At 64.2% G+C, this 22,275-nt stretch carries 19 protein-coding genes and 1 pseudogene; 15 read left to right on the top strand and 5 right to left on the bottom strand.

Features of this window, described 5'->3' with window-relative positions:
- A partial coding sequence (locus tag F6X40_RS02435) for a phage integrase N-terminal SAM-like domain-containing protein (RefSeq protein ID WP_187626705.1) occupies positions 1–201 on the bottom strand: 201 nt, incomplete at its 3' end.
- A gap of 311 nt (positions 202–512) precedes the next feature.
- A complete protein-coding gene (locus tag F6X40_RS02440) occupies positions 513–956 on the bottom strand; it encodes a globin domain-containing protein (RefSeq protein ID WP_184070017.1) in 444 nt (147 codons plus the stop codon).
- Between the two features lie 935 nt (positions 957–1,891).
- Here F6X40_RS02440 and F6X40_RS02445 point away from each other — a divergent pair.
- Positions 1,892–2,221, top strand: a complete 330-nt coding sequence (locus F6X40_RS02445; protein WP_187626706.1) for a hypothetical protein — start codon at positions 1,892–1,894, stop codon at positions 2,219–2,221.
- 266 nt (positions 2,222–2,487) lie between these two features.
- Here F6X40_RS02445 and F6X40_RS02450 read toward each other — a convergent pair whose 3' ends face one another.
- Positions 2,488–2,814 (bottom strand): HdeA/HdeB family chaperone, encoded by a 327-nt coding sequence (locus F6X40_RS02450; protein ID WP_187626707.1) that lies wholly within the window; start codon positions 2,812–2,814, stop codon positions 2,488–2,490.
- Positions 2,815–3,130: 316 nt separating this feature from the next.
- On the opposite strand from F6X40_RS02450, the pseudogene F6X40_RS42090 reads away from it, so the two are divergent.
- Both F6X40_RS42090 and F6X40_RS02460 read left to right on the top strand, forming a co-directional pair.
- Positions 3,131–3,776, top strand: a pseudogene (locus F6X40_RS42090) (hypothetical protein).
- 536 nt (positions 3,777–4,312) lie between these two features.
- Positions 4,313–6,571 (top strand): filamentous hemagglutinin N-terminal domain-containing protein, encoded by a 2,259-nt coding sequence (locus F6X40_RS02460; RefSeq protein WP_187626708.1) that lies wholly within the window; start codon positions 4,313–4,315, stop codon positions 6,569–6,571.
- Between the two features lie 277 nt (positions 6,572–6,848).
- Here F6X40_RS02460 and F6X40_RS02465 read toward each other — a convergent pair whose 3' ends face one another.
- Complete coding sequence (locus F6X40_RS02465) at positions 6,849–7,049, bottom strand: hypothetical protein (protein ID WP_184044241.1); 201 nt, start codon at positions 7,047–7,049, stop codon at positions 6,849–6,851.
- 495 nt (positions 7,050–7,544) lie between these two features.
- Here F6X40_RS02465 and F6X40_RS02470 point away from each other — a divergent pair, with 495 nt between their 5' ends.
- Positions 7,545–8,336, top strand: a complete 792-nt coding sequence (locus F6X40_RS02470) for an SDR family NAD(P)-dependent oxidoreductase (RefSeq protein ID WP_184070003.1) — start codon at positions 7,545–7,547, stop codon at positions 8,334–8,336.
- A 126-nt stretch (positions 8,337–8,462) separates the two neighbouring features.
- Here the strand turns inward: F6X40_RS02470 and F6X40_RS02475 are convergent, their stop codons facing one another.
- The gene (locus F6X40_RS02475; protein WP_184032906.1) at positions 8,463–9,458 is read right to left on the bottom strand and encodes an LLM class flavin-dependent oxidoreductase; all 996 of its coding nucleotides are present in this window, start codon (positions 9,456–9,458) and stop codon (positions 8,463–8,465) included.
- Positions 9,459–9,783: 325 nt separating this feature from the next.
- On the opposite strand from F6X40_RS02475, the gene F6X40_RS02480 reads away from it, so the two are divergent.
- The 11 genes from F6X40_RS02480 to astD all read left to right on the top strand — a co-directional run bounded on the left by F6X40_RS02480 (position 9,784) and on the right by astD (position 22,273).
- Positions 9,784–11,385, top strand: coding sequence for a rhodanese-related sulfurtransferase (locus F6X40_RS02480; RefSeq protein ID WP_187626709.1), 1,602 nt, complete (start codon positions 9,784–9,786; stop codon positions 11,383–11,385).
- 591 nt (positions 11,386–11,976) lie between these two features.
- Complete coding sequence (gene bamE, locus F6X40_RS02485) at positions 11,977–12,528, top strand: outer membrane protein assembly factor BamE (RefSeq protein ID WP_090803993.1); 552 nt, start codon at positions 11,977–11,979, stop codon at positions 12,526–12,528.
- Positions 12,529–12,587: 59 nt separating this feature from the next.
- Entirely contained in the window at positions 12,588–13,541 is a 954-nt protein-coding gene (locus F6X40_RS02490; protein ID WP_184069999.1) for a patatin-like phospholipase family protein, read from the top strand.
- Between the two features lie 355 nt (positions 13,542–13,896).
- Positions 13,897–14,586: an ABC transporter permease gene (locus F6X40_RS02495; protein WP_187626833.1), complete on the top strand. Its 690-nt coding sequence runs from the start codon at positions 13,897–13,899 to the stop codon at positions 14,584–14,586.
- Between the two features lie 5 nt (positions 14,587–14,591).
- On the top strand, positions 14,592–15,305 hold the full coding sequence (locus tag F6X40_RS02500) for an ABC transporter permease (RefSeq protein ID WP_184044231.1): 714 nt from the start codon (positions 14,592–14,594) through the stop codon (positions 15,303–15,305).
- Positions 15,306–15,396: 91 nt separating this feature from the next.
- A complete protein-coding gene (locus F6X40_RS02505; RefSeq protein ID WP_184044229.1) occupies positions 15,397–16,188 on the top strand; it encodes an ABC transporter ATP-binding protein in 792 nt (263 codons plus the stop codon).
- 28 nt (positions 16,189–16,216) lie between these two features.
- A complete protein-coding gene (locus F6X40_RS02510) occupies positions 16,217–17,260 on the top strand; it encodes a GlxA family transcriptional regulator (protein ID WP_187626710.1) in 1,044 nt (347 codons plus the stop codon).
- A gap of 157 nt (positions 17,261–17,417) precedes the next feature.
- On the top strand, positions 17,418–18,653 hold the full coding sequence (locus F6X40_RS02515; protein ID WP_187626711.1) for an aspartate aminotransferase family protein: 1,236 nt from the start codon (positions 17,418–17,420) through the stop codon (positions 18,651–18,653).
- 67 nt (positions 18,654–18,720) lie between these two features.
- Positions 18,721–19,773 (top strand): arginine/ornithine succinyltransferase subunit alpha, encoded by a 1,053-nt coding sequence (aruF, locus tag F6X40_RS02520; protein ID WP_187626834.1) that lies wholly within the window; start codon positions 18,721–18,723, stop codon positions 19,771–19,773.
- Positions 19,770–20,807, top strand: coding sequence for an arginine N-succinyltransferase (gene astA / locus F6X40_RS02525; RefSeq protein WP_187626712.1), 1,038 nt, complete (start codon positions 19,770–19,772; stop codon positions 20,805–20,807). Before aruF ends, astA begins: the two co-directional genes overlap by 4 nt.
- Before the next feature lie 2 nt (positions 20,808–20,809).
- Positions 20,810–22,273, top strand: a complete 1,464-nt coding sequence (gene astD / locus F6X40_RS02530; RefSeq protein ID WP_187626713.1) for a succinylglutamate-semialdehyde dehydrogenase — start codon at positions 20,810–20,812, stop codon at positions 22,271–22,273.
- Positions 22,274–22,275 lie beyond the last annotated feature (2 nt).

Genomic DNA, 22,275 nt, shown 5'->3' on the forward strand with positions numbered 1-22,275 from the left:
CGTGCCATGATCGACCAGATGCAGCTGGTAGGTTCGCAGGTCCTCGACGGTGGCGGTATCAGGCGAGCGCCCGATGTATCGGGCGAACTCGCGTACGATGCGCACATAGTTGGCTTGCGTCTTCGGGGCAAGCTGGCGCATACGCATGTCGTCGATCATGCGCTGGCGCAGCGGGCTGACGGTCGGTTGGGCGGAGGTCATGATTCGGCTCCTGCTGGAGAACGAGGCGGATTGCCTCATTCGCCAACATAAAACCGCGTGACCGGCCTCGCCCTGACCTCCCGCGTCGGACCGGAGCCCTCTACCGCGCGAGCGGTTTCGTTCGTCGGCCAACTCCTGCCGTTCGTCCGAGGGCGCGACGGGACATTCAAATGTCTGCTCCGGCTCGCGAATAGACATGTGCGCGCCGATCCTGTCCGTCGCATCGTTGGCCAACCACTCTGACGTTCACATCTTTTTGTCTCGCGAGACTTTTGCAATCTAGCTGTGGTCGCTGACGAAGCCGAATTGCATCATTCACTATGCGTATAGAGCCTGTTCTCGCGGCTCTTCAAGACTTCTGCCAGAAACCAGTACGCCTCGCCCCAAGCGTTCAGGACGCGCTCCTCCGCGGCGTCGCCGAGCACATCCTTGATGGCGGGAAGCAACGCGTTAGCGACCGCAGGATAGTGCTCAGGCTTAACACGCATCGCTACGTGGCGTGCGGCGATGTGCTCTATCGCCGCTGTCAAAATGTCGAGGTTGTCCGCGTTACTCGCAAACGCGAGTAACGCGGCAGCCAGTCGCTTCGGTTGCTCCCCCGACCTTTGGGCCGCCTCATCGAAAAGCTCTCTCATTTCCGGATCGACGAAAAGTCGCTCGTACATCCGGGTCGTGATCGCCACGCCATACTGTTGTATGACGGGAGCAGTAGATTTAACGATGGCAATCGTTTCTGGCGAAAGAGGAGCGCTCATGCTTTTCTCCGAAAGGAAGCTAATGAAAGAGCGAGAGCAGCCAAGTCTGGCTGGCTCGCCTGTGTCTGACGAATGTACTTACCCGGGCAAGGTGCCTCTGGCCGCCAAAAATCTGCCGAAGCGTGTCAATAGAGTGGTAGAGGTTCCTATTGCGAAGTCAAGCCTCGTTTGCGACACCGTAGAGATGCTTGGTGCGGTGGCCACCACGCCGTTGTCGACAGCCCTCTGTTCGACTGCCGCATAGCCCGCTGCCCCCCTGAACTCCTACCAAAACTACGAATTGCGGGTAAACGGCCAGGCAAGATAACCGCGGCATGAATCGCACAAGAGAGCGCGCCAATGCGCTCCGGAATCGAGCGCACAAGTCAGGCGCGGCATGAGCACCACTTCGACGATTGCTAAGTGCGGGCCTCGTTACATTTCCGGTGATCGCAACGAGAATCTGCCTTGGGCAATCGCTGGTGACCTGCGGGCAGTGCTCGGTAGGGTCAATTCGCGGCCCTCGATAGCCGACATTGCAGATTGCCCGCAACCGAGATGGCGTGAATGGCGGCTGTACCTTGAACGCGGCCGCTTACCCTGCGGAAGACCGAACGACGGCATCGGTCGAACTGGGACGTTCAAAGTTGCTTTGCCCCTTCACGTGGGCGATAGTTCAGAGGGTGGAATGACAAACCCAAGGCCCGCCAGATATAGCCGCTCACTCCAGCTGTTAGCAATTCTGTAGCAAACCAAAATTCACCCCGCGGTACCGCGCCCATAGCCCCCCGCGGCAACAATCGACCGATATCCGAACGTTGCGATATGACAGCGCCTCTTCATCCAAAAAAACCGTCTTATTTTCGCTCGAAATCTGTCACCATTTCATGCGACACCGACCGTGAGCGTAGCGTTGGTCCTGCATTGCGGAAGCGTGTCCTAACGGGAGAGTCCTGATGAGCAAGAAGTCCGAAACGAGCGGTAAGAGCGGCGCGAATGAGTCGACCGCTGCGACGCTGGCCGCGCTGGCGAATTACATCAGTGAGTTCGTCATCAATGGGACGCTCGACACCAGATGCGCCGCGAAACTAGTTAAGCGCCTGAGAAAGGAAGCCGAAACCATTTTGGAAAATGGAAGCGCGACAAAGCTGGCACAAAAGGATCTGAAGAAAGCGTTCGACACGGTTGACGCTGCAGTCCAAGACCACGATGCGAAACTGCTGGTCACAGCTCACGCAGCACTACGTACAGCAGACGAGGGGAAAAAGGCGGAAAGGTCGCACTGAAGACTCGCACGCCTTGACGCTGTAGTAGCTGCGTCCTTCAGATAATGTTTTCAACGGCGAGATACGCCGCAGAATCACCTGTAGAACGGTCAGTACCGCCCAGGAAGCGCCGGTCGCCTGTATCGCCAGGCAGACTTTCGGGTGAGCATTTTGCACCAGCAAGCGGCCGTTCGCGCGCCGACCTCGTCCACGCAACCGCGGGCATCCGCAGTCCGCGCGGCCGCCTCGTCCTCTCACGTGCACTGACATGGACCCGACCGGCCCGCTCAGTGATGGTCGAAGATCGCGAGTTGACCGCTCTTGTACATCTGCCGGACCTTCGTACGAAACGACGCCTTCGGCGACTTCTGGCACTCGGCAATAAGCGCGTCGATTGGTGTCGCAGTATCCGCCACCATCGTGTCAGTTTCCGTTACGCCGAGCTTGTCCACTCCCGCCACGTAGTAGACGACAGCGGGTCGGTAAGCTTCATCTACCGCCACGAAGTCCTCGCATTTCATTTTCAGCGGATTCATTTTTGTCGGGGCTTGCGCCCATGCCGGCATCACGATAACGGCTCCCAGAAGACAGGTGGCAGTCACAAAGCGCTTCATGTAACACTCCCAGACTCATGCGGGGGACGGCAAAAAAGGCCACCCGCTATTGATGACCCTCGGAAAGAACAAGGGAACTGACCGATTCGGCGATTCCGCAAGGTCTGCGTGCAGCGTGCGGAATTTCCTTCAAGCAGTATCGGCGCCGTCGGGAGTGAAGGCAATTGGACTTTGGTATATATCGCGCCAACTTGACTCAGAACCTGGGCGGCGTCGGTTCGGCGTGGCCTCCCCCGAAATTGCCCGCCTCTTGTAACGAACGCGAAGAGCGATAACGCCGCCCACGTCCCAGCAGTCGGCGTCAGACGCGCGCCAAATGTTTCTTTTCCCTGGCCTTGGCAGTTTGGTCTACTTCTTTGTCATTTACTTGCCCACTCTGCGGCAGTCGCGTGGTGCGAGGGCGGCAACGAGGGCCCTCTCGCAGCTTGTCGATCCCAACCGAGCGGTGCGCGAGGCGCGCACGGAATTCGATCGCGCGCCGACCGTCGCGCATCGCATGCGGCTGGGTGCCGCGCTGCTCGATGCCGGAAATGCCGCCGAAGCCCTGGAGCATTTCCGATCGGCGGCCAATGGGCCGTTCTCATCCAATCCGGCTGTACTCCAAGGGCTGGCGCGCGCGCAGTTTGCCAACGGCAATGCTTGGGCCACGCAGACACGCTGGAAAAACCGTTCGCCGTTCATCCCCTCGCCCGCCAGCAACCCGAGCCTGCCTTGCTGTATCCACGGCTTTGGCCACGAATTGCGCACCAGGCACGCGCGCCGCGGTCGAGACGGCGCTCACCAGCGCAAGCGATGCTGCACCCCGTTGCCTGTACGCCGATTGGCTAACGGCGCAGCCCGACGATGCCGACCGCCAGCGTGCGCGCGAACTTTTCGTGCACGATGCCAAGCATTGGCCACGCCACGCCCGTGATCATAATAGCGAGTGGCTGCAACGGGCCCAGGCCGCCCTAAGCCGATAATCCACGGGCGCTCGCGGCAGAGCGGCAGACTTTGAAAGGCGCCAGGCGTCAACGAATGGCGGCTGGACTTTTAGAACGGGACGTTGGGGGCACGAAGACCCGAAGGTCTGCAAGGGGTCGGCATGAGCCAAAACGCATCGGGCAGCAGGCGGCCATCAAGCGTCATTCGCCCCCGTTAGACAGACGTTCAGACGTCGGCTCCGCATTGCAAACGGTCCCTGGCCTTTGGGACACGAGCGCCGGTATCGTCCATCGCCATAGGCTGTCCACAGCACGTGTCACAGGCGACTGGCAGAACCCAGTCGCGTCGTGGCGCAGTTTCGCGTTGATTTCGTAAAAGCATCCGCAGATGCCGGTACACGCCAGGCGGCCACAAGCGCACAGAATAAAAGCGCGAAGAAGGCGCAAAACGCAGAGATATCGGCATGCATCCGCCACTCCAGCGGCTATTCTTCAGACGCTACGACTAACGCGGTTCAGGCCGGCTCTGCGGGTCGTCGTCGGCCATTCCGCGCCCCACGCGGAAAGGGGGGTGTATGTCACGTCCAGAACTACCTCGGCCCGCGCGACGCGCACTGCATCGTCGGCAGCCAGCCGGACGCCGGTGGCTCGTCATCGGCAGCGCACTCACCGGACTGTCCTTTGCCCATGCGACGCTCGCGGCGGGCAAACTTCCACAAGGCGGCACTTACGTGGCCGGCGCCGGCGCGATAGCAAGCCAGGGCAACGGCCTCGTGGTCACGCAACCGGGTTCGACGCGCGGCGTGATCGAGTGGAACAGTTTTTCGATCGGCAGGAACAACAGCGTGACGTTCGACAACGGCTCGGGCGCGACGCTGAACCGTGTGACGGGCGGTTCGCCGTCCGCCATCTTCGGCCGGCTCAGTGCGACGGGCAGCCTGTATGTGATCAATCCGCAAGGCATCGTCGTGGGGCCATCGGGCGTGATCAGCACCGGTGGCCGTTTCGTCGCGTCAACGCTCGATGTCTGCAACGACGCGTTCATGCAGGGCGGTGGTTCCCTCACGTTGTCGGGCGACCCGAACGCAAGCGTGATCAACCTCGGCAAGATCAGTTCGAGCAGCGGCGATGTGTTCCTGATCGCGCGCGGCGCCGTCATCAACGCGGGCACTATCGCAGCGCCCAACGGCACGGCCGAACTGGCTGCAGGCAAACAGGTGTTGCTACAGGACTCGGGCAGCAGCAGACAGGTGTTCGTGCAGATGGGCAGTCAGGGCACCGTGGTCAATAGAGGGCACATAAAGGCCGCGCAGGTCAGCCTGCAAGCCGCCGACGGCAATGTCTACGCGCTCGCTGGCGGCGGCACGCGCATCCGCGCGACGGGCACGGCGAATCGTGATGGCCACGTGTGGCTCGTCGCCGATGGCGGCCGTGTCAGTCAACTCGGCAAGATCGCCGCAAGCAACGCCGACGGCAGCGGCGGAACCGTCGATACGCAAGCGGCACAACTGGCCTTTGGCAAGCATGCAGCCGTTCACGCGGGCCAATGGAACCTTTTGACGCCGGCTTTCACGATCGATGATGCCGCCGCGCGCGCGTTGCAGCGCAGCCTGAACGCGGGCACGTCGATCGATGTCACGACCACAGGCGCGAACGGCGCAACGGGCGACCTGGGCATTGCTTCGAGCCTGAACTGGAGCGGTCCGGCTTCGCTCACGCTTGCCGCGTACCACAACGTCTCCGTGACGACGGGCACGACGATAGCGAACAATGGTGCGGGCAATCTGGCCTTGCGCTCCGACGCTTCGGGCATCGATAACGGCGGCAGCGTCATCAACAATGGCACCATCGACTGGTCGAAAAGTACGGGCATCGTCAGCACGCTCTACGATATGAACGGCAGTTACAGCCCCGGCACGCTTGTCGGCAATGCGGCCTGGAGCGCGCCGCTTTATAGCGGCCTCGTGACGCAGATCACCGGCTATCAACTCGTCAATTCGGTCACGGACCTGCAGAGCATCGAGAACAATCTTGCCGGCAACTACGCACTCGGCAAGGACATTGATGGGAGCAATGTCGCGTTCACAACATTCGCGTTCGATTTCACGGGCCAGTTCGACGGTATGTGGCATACGATTTCCAACGTCTTGCCGAGCGATTTCGCGATTTTTGGTGAGATTGGCGCAACCGGTGTCGTGCGCGACGTGAACGTCAAGTCGAACGTCAGCACAACGGCTAACAATCTTTCCTACGCCGGGATACTCGCCGTTTACAACTACGGAATGATCGCCAACGTCTTTACATCCGGGGCCATTGTTTCAGAGACCAGCGGTTCAACCGACTGGTTCGCCGGACTTGTCTTTGAGAACGACGGGCTGATCGCGCGCTCGGGCAGCAGCGCAACCGTCCGGGCTGGTGTTGCCGGCGGGCTGGTCATCAATAACGGAGGCACGATCACTGAGTCATACACAACCGGATCAGTCACCGCAGATAACGTTTTCGGGTACGCAGGAGGACTCGCGGTGACCAACGCCGACCACGGAACGATCACACAGTCTTTCGCGACGGGTCCCGTGAGTTCGGCCTCGATCTTCGTCGGCGGCATCTGCGGCTACCCCGGCTGCGTTGGCATTGGGAGCGACGTCTACTGGAACGTACAGACAACGGGACAGTCGTCGGGCGGCGGCAACCTGCCAGCGTCGAACGGGCTCACTACCGCCCAGATGAGCGCCCCGGCGAGTTTCGTCGGCTGGGACTTCGGTCCGAGTGGCGCCTGGACGATGCCGCCCGGGGCCACGCACCCCGTCCTGACCTGGCAAGTCACCGGGCAGTGAGCCATACCACCGCACCGACGCTTGCATGAGCGTCAGACGCGTCTCGCGACGCGGCAGACGAGTTTTTCGCGAGTTTCGCCTTGCCAAACACAACGCGAAATAGCCCGATCCTGATATGGTCGCAAGGTCGTGCGGGGTCCCGGGCGTTGGCCTAGGATTGCAGTTAGGGATGTCATGTGCCAAAGCGTGGCTCGATTCGAACTTCCAGGGTGCCGTCACGCACGCACTGGCCACACCGACGGCATCAGGCGCGCAGGGCTGCGCGCCTCCTTTGCTGTCAGCCGTGGTAGAAGCCGTCGGTGACCGAGTTTTGCAGCACGCCGTCGACATAGACGCCGACAGGGTCGCCATCAGCGGACGTGAGGATCGAGCCGATGTGCTGGCCGGGTAGTTTCATCCGGCCACCTTGGATTTTGGTCATCTCCTGGTGATCAAGTTCTGCAGCGTTCTGGATGTCGTCGATGGTCAGCGTATTCATGATGTGTCTCCTTGAACAAGAGGGTTGTAGAAACATTTAAGCGGCCGGCTGCTTGCAGCACACAACGCACACGTCATGCCATCCGGGCGTGATCTGCGCGGAGCGCGCATCCCCAGTGAATCGCGATGATGCGAGTTTGGGCGCCACCATCACTTAGCCAAACGAAGTTGGAAAATCGCTGACATGGCCTTGTTTTCCTTCTCTTACACGTACTTCAGGTCTGCCTGCTTCGCTGTGCGCCCGCCACTCATGTGCGTTCCCCCACACATACACACCGAGGAAGCCGCCGCGCCAAGGTGTTCGTTACGCCCCGGATTACCGTGCACAGGGCATCTGTGCTCGTGCCACTTTTCGCCGCAGACGGGAGACAGAGACGATGCAGACGCGTGAACACTGGCACCAACTCGCGTTTGCCGGCACTGCGGCCTACGCGGCATCCGACGTTCAAGACCCGAAGTCGCCATTTTTAATTCATCCATTGAAAGGAAATCACCCATGGACCTGAACCTGACAGGCAAGCTCGCACTGGTGAGCGGCAGCACAGCCGGCATCGGTCTCGCGATCGCCAGCACGTTGGCGCAGGAGGGCGCTCGTGTGATCGTGAACGGCCGCGCCCAGTCATCTGTGGACGACGTGGTCGCGCAGCTGAAAGCGCAGACGGGCAGCGACGTGCAGGGATTTGCGGGCGATCTCAGTACCGCCGCTTCAGCAGAAGAGCTCGCGCGACGCTATCCGGACGTGGAAATTCTGGTCAACAACCTGGGCATCTTCGAGCCCAAGCCGTTTGAAGAGATTCCCGATGCGGACTGGCAGCGGTTCTTCGACGTCAATGTCTTGAGTGGGGTACGCCTCGCTCGCCTGTTTTTGCCTGCGATGAGGCAGGCCAACTGGGGGCGCATCATTTTCATTTCGAGCGAAAGCGCGGTGCAGATTCCCGCTGAAATGATCCACTACGGGATGACGAAAACCGCGCAGCTGGCGGTCTCGCGGGGGCTCGCCGAAGCCGTTGCCGGCACGGGCATTACAGTCAATAGCGTGCTGCCGGGGCCGACGAAATCGCGGGGAGTCGGTGAATTCGTGGAGACCCTTGCCAAGGCCGACGGCAAATCGTTTGAAGCGTTCGAAACAGAGTTCTTCGAGAAGGTCCGTCCCACCTCGCTCATCAAGCGATTTGGTTCGCCGCAGGAAATCGCGTCGCTCGTGGCCTATATCGCCAGTCCGCTTTCGTCGGCCACGACGGGAGCCGCGTTGCGGGCCGACGGGGGCGTTATAAAAAGCGCCTTCTAGACCCCGAAGGCATTGGGCCGGCTTCTCACACGACCGGCCCCAACTCAGTGCAAAGACAAGCGCGGCTTGCCATGAGTCGCCCTTTTTTCGTGCGTCGCCGTGTCCGCCGATCGGTTCGCGAACCGCTTATCTGGCCGCCATCATTTCATCGCGCACCTCGGCGCCGATCTCGAACGAGCGCAGCCGCGCGGCGTGATCGTAAATCTGCGCGGTCAGCATCAACTCGTTCGCGCCGGTCTGCCCGATGATCGATTGCAGACCTTCGCGGATTGCGTCGCGATCGCCGAGCACCGTGCAGGCGAGCGCACGCGCGACGTTGTTCAACTCCATCTCCGACGCGTCGAGCCGCTCGACCGGCGGCTGCAATTGTCCCGGCGTGCCGCGCCGCAGATTGATGAACTGCTGCTGCAGCGACGTGAACAGCCGTGCGGCTTCGTCGTTCGTGTCGGCGGCGAACAGATTGACGCCGACCATCGCATAGGGCTTCGCCAGCGTCGCGGACGGCCGGAACTGCGTGCGATACACCTGCAACGCGGTCATCATGTAATCGGGCGCGAAGTGCGACGCGAACGCGAACGGCAGCCCGAGCGCCGCGGCCAGTTGCGCGCTGTACAGCGACGAACCGAGCAGCCACAGCGGCACGTTCAGGCCCGCGCCCGGCACCGCGCGAATGCGCTGGCCCGCGACCGGCTCGGCGAAATACCGTTGCAATTCGACGACGTCGTCGGGGAAGGTTTCGGCGCTCGCCTGGAGATCGCGGCGCAGCGCGCGAGCGGTGGTCTGATCGGTGCCGGGCGCGCGGCCGAGGCCGAGATCGATCCGCCCCGGATACAGCGACGCGAGCGTGCCGAACTGCTCGGCGATCACGAGCGGCGCATGGTTCGGCAGCATGATGCCGCCGGAGCCGACGCGAATCGTCTTCGTGCCGCCGGCCACGTAGCCGATCACGACCGAGGTCGCCGCGCTCGCGATACCGGTCATGTTGTGATGCTCGGCGAGCCAGTAACGCTTGTAGTTCAGCTTTTCCGCGTGCTGCGCGAGTGACAGTGTGTTCCTGAACGCGTCAGCCGGCGTGGCACCCGCGGTGACCGGCGAAAGATCGAGAACCGAGAAGGGGATCATTGTCTGTTGATTGCGATGGGCGGCGCTTTCGCGCGATGGGGCATTGTGGCAAAGCGGCGCCTTTTCTGCTGGCGGCGCGGCGATGCCCCTGTCGACGGAAGGGTCGGCAGGACCGATGAGGCGCGCTGAGGCGCGACCCATGGCGCGGAAATTGCGCATGCGTAGCGTGTTCGTGCGGCGGTGCTTCGCATTCGCAGTGCGCCCGAATCAGCAATCCAGCGAGTGACCGTGCGCCGATCGGAATTCGAGTGTACGGTTAAGTATCGGTGCGGTGACGCGACCCGTTGCCGGACATCCGGAATGTAGCGAAGGAGTTCCCGATCCCATGAATGTCGTCAAAGAGTTTCGTACCCGGTCATTCCAAGACGTGTCCCATGCATTGCTCGACCGCGAGGAGATCGCGCTTGTCGACGTGCGTGAGGAAGATCCGCACGCGCGCAGTCATCCGTTGTTCGCCGCCAATCTGCCGCTGTCGCGGCTCGAACTCGACGCGCCGCTGCGGCTGCCGCGCCCGGCCGTGCCGATCGTCGTGTTCGATGCCGGCGAAGGCCTCGCGAGGCGTGCGGCCGAGCGCTTCGCCGAACTCGGCTATACCAACGTCGCCTTGCTGGAAGGCGGCCTGCAAGGCTGGCGCGAAGCGGGCGGCGAGTTGTTCAAGGATGTCAACGTGCCGAGCAAGGCGTTCGGCGAACTGGTCGAAAGCGTGCGTCATACGCCGTCGCTGTCCGCGCAGCAGGTGCAGGCGCTGCTCGATCGCGAGGCCGATGTCGTGGTGCTCGACGCGCGCCGCTTCGACGAGTTTCAGATCATGAACATCCCCGGCAGCATCAGCGTGCCGGGCGCGGAGCTGGTGCTGCGCGCGCGGCAGCTCGCGCCGGATCCGGCCACGCGCATCATCGTCAATTGCGCGGGGCGCACGCGCAGCATCATCGGCGCGCAGTCGCTGATCAACGCGGGCGTGCCGAATCCGGTGGCCGCGCTGCGCAACGGCACGATGGGCTGGACGCTCGCCGGTCAACCGCTCGCGCATGGCAGCGCTCGGCGTGTCGAAGGCGCGGTCGACGACGCTTCCCGTCTCGCCGCGGCAGACGGCGCGCGCGCGCTTGCCGACCGGGCGCGCGTGCGCCGCACGTCGCGCGACGAAGCGCGCCGCTGGGCCGACGAAGCGATGCGTACCGTCTATCGCTTCGACGTTCGCAACCCCGAGGAATACGAGGCGGGCCACGTTCCCGGTTTTCGCAGCGCGCCGGGCGGCCAGCTCGTGCAGGAAACCGACCTGTTCGTGACGGTGCGCGGCGCGCGCGTGATCCTCGCGGACAGCGACGGTGTGCGCGCGAACATGACCGCATCGTGGCTGGCGCAGATGAACATAGAGGTGTACGTGGTCGATGGCCTGACGGCGGCCGATTTCGCCGAGAAGGGCATGGCGCCGTTGGCGCGCAACGCGGTCACGCCGCCCGACGTCGACGACATCGCGCCGGCCGAGCTCGCCGCGCTGCTGCAGTCGACGGGAACCGTCGTGCTCGACTTCACGAGCAGCACGCACTATCTGAGGCGGCATATTCCGGGCGCGTGGTTCGTGATCCGCAGTCAGCTCGCCGACGCGCTGCGCACACTGCCCGACGCGAAGCGCTACGTGCTCACGTGCGGCTGCGACGTGCTCGCGCGCTTCGTCGCGCCGGAGCTCGCCGCGGCGACCGGGCGGCCGGTGCAGGTGCTGCGCGGCGGCACGATCGCGTGGATCGACGCGGGCTTGCCCGTGGAGTCGGGCGGCACGCGGATGGCGTCGCCGCGGATCGATCGTTATCAGCGGCCGTATGAGGGCACCGAGAACGCGCTCGAAGCGATGAGCGCGTATCTGGAGTGGGAGCATGGGCTCGTCGCGCAACTCGCGCGCGACGGCACGCACGGCTTTCGTGTGATTTGATCGGCCGGCGATCCGGGGGCCGGCCATCCGGCGGCCGGCGATCCGGGGGCCGGCCATCCGGGGGCCGGCCATCCGGGGGCCGGCCATCCGGCACCCCTCTTGCGCCGCGCGAATCTTCTGCCGATTCGGTGTAAACGCGCTCTCGTCGAAACTCTCCGATGCGTTTAGATTAGCGGCATCTGGAAGGCTTTTCGAGGGACCAGGGCGGCCATAAAAGGCAGCGGTTTGTCATTCGGCGATGGCGCAAGGTGAGTAGCCAAGGTTGCTCATCGCTTCGTCTGGAGCAAACCGCTGCGCGTCGTCCGCGGTGCCTCGCGCAAGGCGGCTAATGAGCCGCCGTCACTTCCGGTTGATCCTATCGACCGACATGGCGACGCTGTACACAGCGTCGCCTTTTTGCTTCTGGCGTGCCCATCTCGACGGACCTCAGCCGATCCATTAGTGCTGCGCGCAACACGTTGCGTGCGTAGCCGCACCCGTCGCGCCCGCGTTGCTCGCGGTTTTCTCCGTGCGCGGTTATCCTTGTAGTACACACTACAGACCGGCCAGGCGCCGCGACGACAGATCCCACACATCCGGACAGGAACCGAAGTGAGCCTCAAACCACTGGGCGTCACGCTACTGATAGCGTGCTTTGCGCTGACCGGCTGCGACCAACAGCAGAGCGATCAAGCCGTGCAAAAACTCAAGGACTTTTTCAATGCCGTCAAACCGGACGCGTTGCTGCTCAAGAACATGACGCCGGGCGTCACGACCGAAGCGCAAATCCTCGCGCAGATGGGCAAGCCCGAGACCACGCGCACCTTCACCGACGGCTCGAAGCGCTTCGAATATCCGCGCGGCCCGCAAGGCCTGAACACCTACATGGTCGACATCGATCGCGACGGCAAGCTGCAGGCGATCACGCAGGTGCTGACCGCGGACAACTTCGCGCAGGTTCGCTCGGGCATGACCGAGGACGAGGTGCGGCGCTTGCTTGGCAAGCCTGGACAGGTGGCGGTCTTTCCGCTGAAGCCGGAAACCGTGTGGAGCTGGAAATGGCGCGAGGGCGGCGTGACCGAAGAAGGCATCTTCAACGTTCACTTCGACCGGAACCAGAGGGTGTACACCACGTCACGCTCGGACGTGATCCGCGGGCGATAGGCGGGGGCAATGTCGAATAGAAGACGGCCGGATAAGCGGGCCGAAAAAGCGGGGCAGGCATGATACGTCGACGTCGATACAGCCGGATCGGGCTGGTGTTGGGGGGCGGCGCCGCGCGCGGCTGGGCGCATATCGGCGCGATTCGCGCGCTGCAAGACGCGGGCATCAGGCCCGACGTCGTGTGCGGCACGTCGATCGGCGCGCTGGTCGGCGCGGTCTATGCGAACGGCGATCTCGACTGGCTCGAGGAGTGGGTGTCGCGTCTCACGTGGCAGACCGTGGTGCGGCTGCTCGATCTGCGCATCTCGGGCGGCCTGCTTGGCGGGCGCAAGGTGATCCAGCTATTCGCCGACAAATTCGCCGGCCGGTCGATTGCGCAATTGCACATGCCGTTCGCGGCGGTCGCGACCGAACTCGACACGGGCCGCGAAATCTGGCTGCAGGACGGCAGCACGATCGACTCGGTGCGCGCGTCGATTGCGATTCCGGGCATCTTCACGCCGGTATGGCACAACGGCGTGTGGCTCGTCGACGGCGGGCTCAGCAATCCGGTGCCGGTGTCGGTCGCGCGTGGCATGCGCGCGGACTGCGTGATCGCGATCGATCTGAACAACGACATCCTGAACGGCCGCGACTTCGGCGGCGCGGTCATCGAAACGCCCGCGCTCGATCCCACCGCGCCGCCGCCCGTCGCGCTGCGCCGCAACGGCAAGCCGTGGCCGCGCTGGCTCGCGCCAGCCGAGGCGAGCGCCACCGACGACGTGCGCGTGCCGCCGAAGCCAAGCGCGCAGGTGCCGTCGATGCTGAGCTCGATCGCGCAAAGCATCGACATCATGCAGGTGCGCATCACGCGCAGCCGGCTCGCTGGCGAACCGGCCGATATCCTGATCCAGCCGCGTCTCGGCGGCATGGGCATCTTCGATTTTCATCGCGCGGCGCCAGCCATCGAGGAAGGGCGCGAGGCGGTCGAGCAGATGCTGCCGGCGATTCGCGCGCGGCTCGGGCTCGACTGAGCGCGGGCTGTCAGGCGTCGGAGCCGGCGTGGACGCGCCGATGCAACAGCGCGACGCGTTCGGGCGGTGCCACCGCCGTCGGCGCGGCCTATCGAAAAAGCGACCCAAAACTTGCGAAATCGCCGCACGGCCAGGCGCGCGCCGCGCGTGCGACAAGACGATAACCCCTGTGAAACCAAGCGCTACGAGCGTTCCCTCGTGCGTCGAAGCGCCATGTTGCGTCGCAGCAAACCACCCGCCCGGTATTTGAGAAATTGATTTCAGCTTGCGAGACTCCGCGCCATGCCGGAGCAGCGAGCAGCCCATGAAGCCGCCGCCATCCGCGCCAATTCTACGAACCTGGATGGAGACACGCGTGTGCCTATACGGCTTTGGTCCCGTGCTGCTCGCCGGCACGCTTCAGACGATCGAGCTGTCCGTTCTGTCGCTGGCGGCCGCTGTGTTACTCGGCCTCGCGGGCGCGGCGGCGAAACTCTCGTTCAACCGGCCCTTGCGGGTCATCGCGACCGGCTACACGACGCTGATCCGCTCGGTGCCCGACCTCGTGCTGATGCTGCTGCTGTTCTACAGCATCCAGATCTGGCTCAATGATCTGACCGACATGTTCAGCATCGAGCAGATCGACATCGATCCGTTCGTGGCCGGCGTGCTGACGCTCGGTTTCATCTACGGCGCGTATTTCACCGAGACTTTTCGCGGCGCCTTTCTCGCGGTGCCGCGCGGCCAGCTCGAAGCGGGCAGCGCGTACGGCATGAGCGGCGTGCGCGTGTTCACGCGCATCCTGTTCCCGCAGATGATGCGCTTCGCGCTGCCCGGCATCGGCAACAACTGGCAGGTGCTCGTGAAGGCCACCGCGCTCGTGTCGATCATCGGTCTCGCCGACGTCGTCAAGGCCGCGCAGGACGCGGGCAAGAGTACCTTCAACATGTTCTTCTTCATCCTCGTCGCCGCGCTGATCTATCTGGCGATCACCACCGTATCGAACCTCGTGCTGATCTGGCTGAACCGCCGCTATTCGATCGGCGTGCGACACGCGGAGCTCTGAGCGTCATGATCGACATCCTCAATCAATTCTGGAAGGCGTATCTGTTCTGGGACGGGCAACGCCTGTCGGGTCTCGCGGTCACGCTGTGGCTGCTGGTCGCGTCGATCGCGATCGGCTTCGTGTGCGCCGTGCCGCTCGCGGTTGCGCGCGTGTCGAAGAAGCGCTGGCTGTCGACGCCGGTACGTCTGTACACCTACGTATTTCGCGGCACGCCGCTCTACGTCCAGCTGCTGTTGATCTACACCGGCGTGTACAGTCTCGCGTTCGTGCGTTCGCACAGTCTGCTCGACGCGTTCTTTCGCAGCGGCTTTCACTGTGCGATCCTCGCGTTCGCCTTGAACACCTGCGCGTACACGACCGAGATTTTCGCGGGCGCGATCCGCTCGACCTCGCACGGCGAAGTCGAGGCGGCGCGTGCCTACGGCATGAGCGCGTTCACGATGTACCGGCGCATTGTGATACCGTCCGCGCTGCGCCGCGCGTTGCCGTTGTACAGTAACGAAGTGATCCTGATGCTGCACGCGACGACGGTCGCGTTCACGGCCACGGTGCCCGACATCCTGAAGGTCGCGCGCGACGCGAATTCGGCGACCTACCAGTCGTTCAACGCGTTCGGGCTCGCGGCGCTGATTTATCTCGTGGTGTCGTTCGCGCTCGTCGCGCTGTTCCGGCGCGCCGAGCGTCGCTGGCTCGCGCATCTCGCGGTGCGCACGCACTGAGCGCGCGTTGACGACATAGCATCGGGCGCCTCGAGCTTCGGCAGGGCGGCGTCCGCACCAGACCGATCCGTATTCTCACTGGGAGAGCATCTTGCTCCATACCACTCAAACCGAAGCTTGCAAGCTCGCCGTACAGGACATCCACAAGCGCTACGGCGACAACGAAGTGCTCAAGGGCGTGTCGCTCAACGCGAACAAGGGCGACGTGATCAGCATCATCGGCGCGAGCGGCTCGGGCAAGAGCACTTTCCTGCGTTGCATCAATTTTCTCGAGCGGCCGAACGCCGGGCAGATCATCGTCGACGGCGAAGCGGTCAAGACGAAGACCGATCGCGCCGGCAATCTCGAAGTCGCCGATCACAAGCAGCTGCAGCGCATCCGCACGAAGCTCGCGATGGTGTTCCAGCACTTCAACCTGTGGGCGCACATGAACGTGCTCGAGAACGTGATCGAAGCGCCGATTCATGTGCTCGGTCTGAAGCGCAAGGAGGCCGAGGACCGGGCGCGCGAGTATCTGGAGAAGGTCGGGCTCGCGCCGCGTCTCGAGAAGCAGTATCCGTCGCATCTGTCGGGCGGCCAGCAGCAGCGTGTCGCGATCGCGCGCGCGCTCGCGATGGACCCGGATGTGATGCTGTTCGACGAACCGACCTCCGCGCTCGACCCCGAACTCGTCGGCGAAGTGCTGAAGGTGATGCAGAAGCTCGCCGAGGAAGGCCGCACGATGATCGTCGTCACGCACGAAATGGGCTTCGCGCGCAATGTGTCGAACCATGTGATGTTCCTGCACCAGGGCCGTACCGAGGAGGAGGGCAATCCCGCCGAGGTGCTGAGCGCGCCGCGCAGCGAGCGCCTGAAGCAGTTCCTGTCCGGCAGCCTGAAGTAACGCGCGGCTCGTTTTTCACGGACACCCGATGGCCCGCACGTCCACCCCGGCTCGCACGACCCAGGTCGCGATCGTGGCACTGCCGCCCGTGTCGATGTCGGGCGTCGGGCCGATCGTCGACGCGCTCAGTCTCGCCAATGAAATCGACGGCCGTGCGCTGTATCGCGTGCAGGTATGTTCGTGGGACGGCCGCGCGGTGCCGCTCGCGGGCGGCGCGCAATGGCCGGCCGATGCCGCGTTCGGCGACGCGATCGCATGTGACTGGCTGATCATCATCAGCGAGCGGTTCCAGCAGTTCGCCGACTACCGGCTGTTTCTCGCGAGCCTCGCGCGCGTCGGTCAGCGCACGCCGCTCGTCACCGGTATCCACCACGGCGTGTGGTGGCTCGCGATGGCGGGGCAGCTGTCCGGCTATCGCGTCAGCGTGAACTGGGAAACCTATCAGCAGTTCTCTGAACAGTTCGAACGCTCGATCGTCACGCAGCAGATCTTCGAAATCGATCGCGATCGCGCGACCTGCGCGGGCGGCCAGGCGACCGTCGACTTCATGCTCGCGATGATCGGCCGCGAGCACGGGCCCGAACTCGCGGAGCGCATCGCCGATACGCTGGGCGTAGGCGTGCTGCGCGCGGGCGAGGAGCGTCAGCGCATTCCGTTCGTGACCGCGCCGGGCGAGCGCCATCCGCGCCTGAACGACGCGCTGCTGCTGATGGAAGCCAATATCGAGGACCCGTTGACCACCGATGAAATCGCCGGCCTCGTCGGCGTCTCGCGGCGGCAGCTCGAGCGCCTCTTTCGCCAGTATCTCGGCTCGATGCCGTCCAAATACTATCTGGGGCTGCGGCTGTCGAAGGCGCGCACGCAATTGCAGCGCACCAGCAAATCCGTCGTGCAGATCAGCCTCGCATGCGGGTTTGCGTCGGCGGCGCACTTTTCGAATGCGTATCGGGAGCGCTTCGGCGTCACGCCGCGCGAGGATCGCCGCAACTGGATCGACCGCCAGACCGGCGCGCACGGCGGCGCGAGCGAGCCGCGGCCGGCCGCGCTGATCGAGCGGCCCGAGCTCGATTGACGCAAGCCATCTGAAAGCGAAACCGCGGCGAGTTCAGCGCAAAGCTCGACAGCCGCGGCGCGCGGAACCTCATAGAAAGCGTCGCGTATGCGCAAGACGTGCCGCGCGCGGTTTCCTACACTAGCTGTATTACCTGTCACCCGTAAAAGGAATTGCCATGAACGACCTGACTGTGACACGCCAGACCTTCGACGAAGTCATGGTGCCGGTGTTTGCCCCCGCCGCCTTCGTACCGGATCGCGGTCTCGGCTCGCGCGTGTGGGACACGCAAGGCCGCGACTATATCGACTTCGCCGGCGGCATCGCCGTCACCGCGCTCGGTCATGCGCATCCCGAGCTGCTGAAGGTATTGCATGAGCAGGGCAGCAAGCTGTGGCACATCGGCAATGGCTACACGAACGAGCCGGTGCTGCGCCTCGCGAAGCGCCTCGAAAGCCTCACGTTCGCCGACCGCGCGTTCTTTGCGAATTCGGGCGCCGAGGCGAACGAGGCCGCGCTGAAGCTCGCGCGCCGCGTCGCGTTCGACCGTCACGGCGCGCAGAAAGATGAAATCATTTCGTTCGCGCAGTCGTTCCACGGCCGCACGCTGTTTACCGTCAGCGTCGGTGGCCAGCCGAAGTACTCGGAAGGCTTCGGCCCGGTGCCGGCCGGCATCACGCATCTGCCGTACAACGACATCGAAGCGGCGAAGAAGGCGATCGGCGCCCAGACCTGCGCGGTGATCGTCGAGCCGATCCAGGGCGAGGGCGGCGTGATCCCGGCCGATCCGGCGTTCCTGAAGGCGCTGCGCGAAGCGTGCGACCAGCACAACGCGCTGCTGATTTTCGATGAAGTGCAAACCGGCGTGGGCCGCAGCGGCTTCTTCTACGCGTACCAGGACACCGGCGTGACGCCGGACATCCTGACCACCGCGAAGGCGCTCGGCAACGGCTTCCCGATCGGCGCGATGCTGACCACCAAAGAGCTCGCCGCGCACTTCAAGGTCGGCGTGCACGGCACGACTTACGGCGGCAATCCGCTCGGCTCGGCGATCGCGGAAAAAGTGGTCGAACTCGTCAGCGACCCGAAGCTGCTCGAAGGCGTACGCTCGCGCGGCGAAGTGCTGAGGGGTCATCTCGCGAAACTGAACGAGCGCTTCGGGCTTTTTACCGAAGTGCGCGGCAAGGGTCTCCTGATCGGCGCCGAACTGAACGACACGTTCCGGGGCCGCGCGAAGGACTTCGTCACCGCGGCCGGCCAGCACGGCGTGATCATGCTGATGGCGGGTCCGGACGTGCTGCGCTTCGTGCCGTCGCTGATCATGCCGCTCGACGACATGGCCGCAGGCTTCGCGCGTCTCGAGACGGCGTTCGGCGAACTCGTCGGCGCGAACGCGCAGGCGGCGTCGCATTGATGTTCAGGCAGTCCCGCACGCCCACGCTGATGCAGCGGATCATGCGTCACATTCAACAGGAACGATGATGCTCTTCGTACGTCCAGGCCGCCTTGCCGATCTCGATGCGCTCGAGCATATGGCGCGCACCGCGCAGCCGGTGCTGCATTCCCTGCCGCACGACCGGCGCGCGCTCGAAGCGCGGGTCGCGTTGTCGGAAGACTCGTTTCGCGCGGAGGTCGATTTTCCGGGCGAGGAGTTTTATCTGTTCGTGCTCGAAGACTCGGAGACCGGCAAGCTGATGGGCACCGCGAGCATCGTCGCGGCGGCCGGTTACGCGGACCCGTTCTACGTGTTTCGCAACGACGCGCTGATTCATGCGTCGCGCGAACTGCATGTGAATCGCAAGATTCACGCGCTGACGATGTCGCACGAGCTGACCGGCAAGAGCCGGCTCGCGGGCTACTACATCGACCCGTCGCTGCGCGGCGACGCGGCCGCGCAACTGATGTCGCGCGCGCGGATGATGTACATCGCCGCGAATCGCAAGCGCTTCACGCCCGAGGTGTTCTCGCTGCTGCTCGGCGTGACGGACGAAAACGGTGTATCGCCGTTCTGGGAAGCGGTGGGGCGCAAGTTTTTCGGCCGCGATTTCGCTGACATCGAAGTCGAATCGGGCGGCCGCAGCCGCACCTTCATCGCCGAAGTGATGCCGACCTATCCCGTGTATGTGCCGCTGTTGCCCGAAGCGGCGCAGCGCGTGCTCGGCGAGCCGGACGCGAACGCGCTGCTCGCCTACGAGATTCATCTCGAGGAAGGCTTCGAGACCGACCGCTACGTCGATATCTTCGACGCGGGTCCGGTACTGACCGCGCAGGTGGATCGCAGTGTCAGCGTGAAGCACAACGAAACGCGCGTCGTGCGCGAGGCATCTGCGACGCACGGCGCAACGTACCTGATCGCGCACAACGGCGCCGCCGGCGAGTTCCGTTGCGTGCTCGGCGATCTCGCGCCCGGCAAGGAGTCGGGCGCCGGGTTGTCACAGGCGGCGCGCGCCGCGCTCGGCGTACGGGACGGCGATGCGGTGCGCTGCGTACCGCTGCATCAGCCGCGGGATGAACAATCGGGAGACGCGCAATGATCGTCGTTCGCGTAGTGCAACGAGGCGATGTGGATGCACTGATGCGGCTCGCGCAGGAAACCGGGCCGGGCCTGACCACCTTCAAACCGGATCGCGATGCGCTCGCGGCGCGTGTCGAGCGCGCGCGCCGCACGATGGAAGATCAGGCCGCGCCGCACGAGGCCGGTTATTTCTTCGTGATGGAAGACACCGCGACCGGCGACGTGGCCGGCGTCTGCGGTATCGAAACGGCGGTGGGTCTGCAGCAGCCGTTCTACAACTATCGCGTGAGCACGGTCGTGCACGCGAGCCAGGATCTCGGCATCTGGACGCGCATGCACGCGCTGAACATCTCGCACGACCTCACCGGTTATGCGGAAGTGTGCTCGCTGTTCCTGAGCCCGCGTTATCGCACGAGCGGCGTCGGCGGCTTGCTGTCGCGCTCGCGCTTCATGTTTCTCGCGCAGTTTCGCGAGCGTTTTCCGCAGCGTCTGTGCGCGGAGTTGCGCGGCCATTTCGACGAGCAGGGCACGTCGCCGTTCTGGCACGCGGTCGGCTCGCATTTTTACCAGATCGATTTCAACGCGGCCGACTATCTGAGCTCGCACGGCCGCAAGGCGTTTCTCGCCGAGCTGATGCCGCGCTATCCGGTGTACGTCGAACTGTTGCCGGAAGAAGCGCAGCGCTGCGTCGGCCTCACGCATAACGACACGATTCCCGCGCGCCGCATGCTCGAAGCCGAAGGGCTGCGCTATGAGAATCACGTCGATATTTTCGACGCGGGTCCGGTGCTCGAATGCCATATCGCCGATTTGCGCACGGTGCGCGAAAGCGTGCTGGTGGCGGCTGAAATTGGCGAGGCAGCGGAGCAAGCCGCGCAGGACGGGCCGAAGTCGATGGTATCGAATACGTCGCTCGGCGATTTTCGCGTTGGCGTCGTGGCGGGCGTGCCGCGCAACGGTGTGTGCCGCCTGAGCGCGGCCGAGGCCGACGCGCTTCGCGTGCAGGCGGGCGATCCGCTGCGGGTGCTGCCGTTGAAACACAAACAGGGATGATCATGAGCGAGCTTTTCATCGACGGCGAATGGGCCGCCGGCACAGGACCCGTATTCGCATCGCGCAATCCCGGCACGGGCGCGGTGGTGTGGCAAGGCAACAGCGCGTCGGCGGACGACGTCGATCGCGCGGTACGTAGCGCGCGCCGCGCGTTCGCCGCATGGTCGGCGCTGACGCTCGACGAGCGCTGCGCGGTGGTGCGCCGCTTCGCCGCGCTCGTGACAGAGCGCAAGGAAGCGCTCGCCGAAGCGATCGGCCGCGAGACCGGCAAGCCGCTGTGGGAAGCGCGCACCGAAGCGGCCTCGATGGCCGCGAAGGTCGAGATCTCGATTCAGTCCTACAACGAACGCACCGGCGAAAAGCGCTCGGCGATGGCCGACGGCACCGCGGTGCTGCGGCATCGTCCGCATGGCGTGGTGGCGGTGTTCGGGCCGTACAACTTCCCGGGCCATCTGCCGAACGGGCATATCGTGCCCGCGCTGATCGCCGGTAACGCGGTCGTGTTCAAGCCGTCCGAACTTGCGCCCGGCGTCGCGGCGCTGACCGTGCAGATCTGGCGCGACGCGGGGCTGCCTGCCGGCGTGCTGAATCTCGTACAGGGTGAGAAGGACACCGGCATCGCGCTCGCGAATCACCGGCAGATCGACGGACTGTTCTTCACCGGTAGTTCGGATACGGGAACATTGCTGCACAAACAGTTCGGCGGACGGCCGGAGATCGTGCTCGCGCTCGAAATGGGCGGCAACAATCCGCTCGTGATCGGCCCGGTCGCGGACCTCGACGCCGCCGTGCACCACACGATTCAATCGGCGTTTCTGTCGGCGGGGCAGCGCTGCACGTGCGCGCGCCGCATCTTCGTGCCCGACGATGCGTTCGGCGAGCGTTTCCTCGCGCGCCTGACGGAAGTGAGCGCGCGCATCGGCGTCGGTGAATACAACGCCAAGCCGCAGCCGTTCATGGGCGCCGTGGTGTCGGCGCGCGCGGCCTCGCGTTTGATCGGCGCGCAGGAGCGTCTGCTCGCGAGCGGCGCGAAGGCTCTGCTGAAAATGGAGCAGCGCGATCCGCAACTCGGCTTCGTCACGCCCGCGATTCTCGACGTGACCGACGTAAAGGACCTGCCCGACGAGGAGCACTTCGGTCCGCTCGCGCAGATCATCCGCTACCGCAATTTCGACGACGCGCTCGAACGGGCGAACGATACGGAGTTCGGTCTCTCGGCGGGCCTGCTCGCCGACGACGAAGCGCTGTGGGCGCATTTCCAGCGCACGATTCGCGCGGGCATCGTCAACTGGAACCGACCGACCAATGGCGCTTCTTCAGGAGCGCCGTTCGGCGGGCCGGGCCGCTCCGGCAATCATCGGCCGAGCGCGTACTATGCGGCCGACTACTGCGCATACCCAATGGCCTCAGTCGAGAGCGCGCAACTGAACATGCCCGCGAGCGTCTCGCCGGGCCTTCAATTCTAAGG

It is taken from the genome of Paraburkholderia sp. UCT31 (assembly GCF_014397655.1).
Classification (GTDB): domain Bacteria; phylum Pseudomonadota; class Gammaproteobacteria; order Burkholderiales; family Burkholderiaceae; genus Paraburkholderia; species Paraburkholderia tuberum.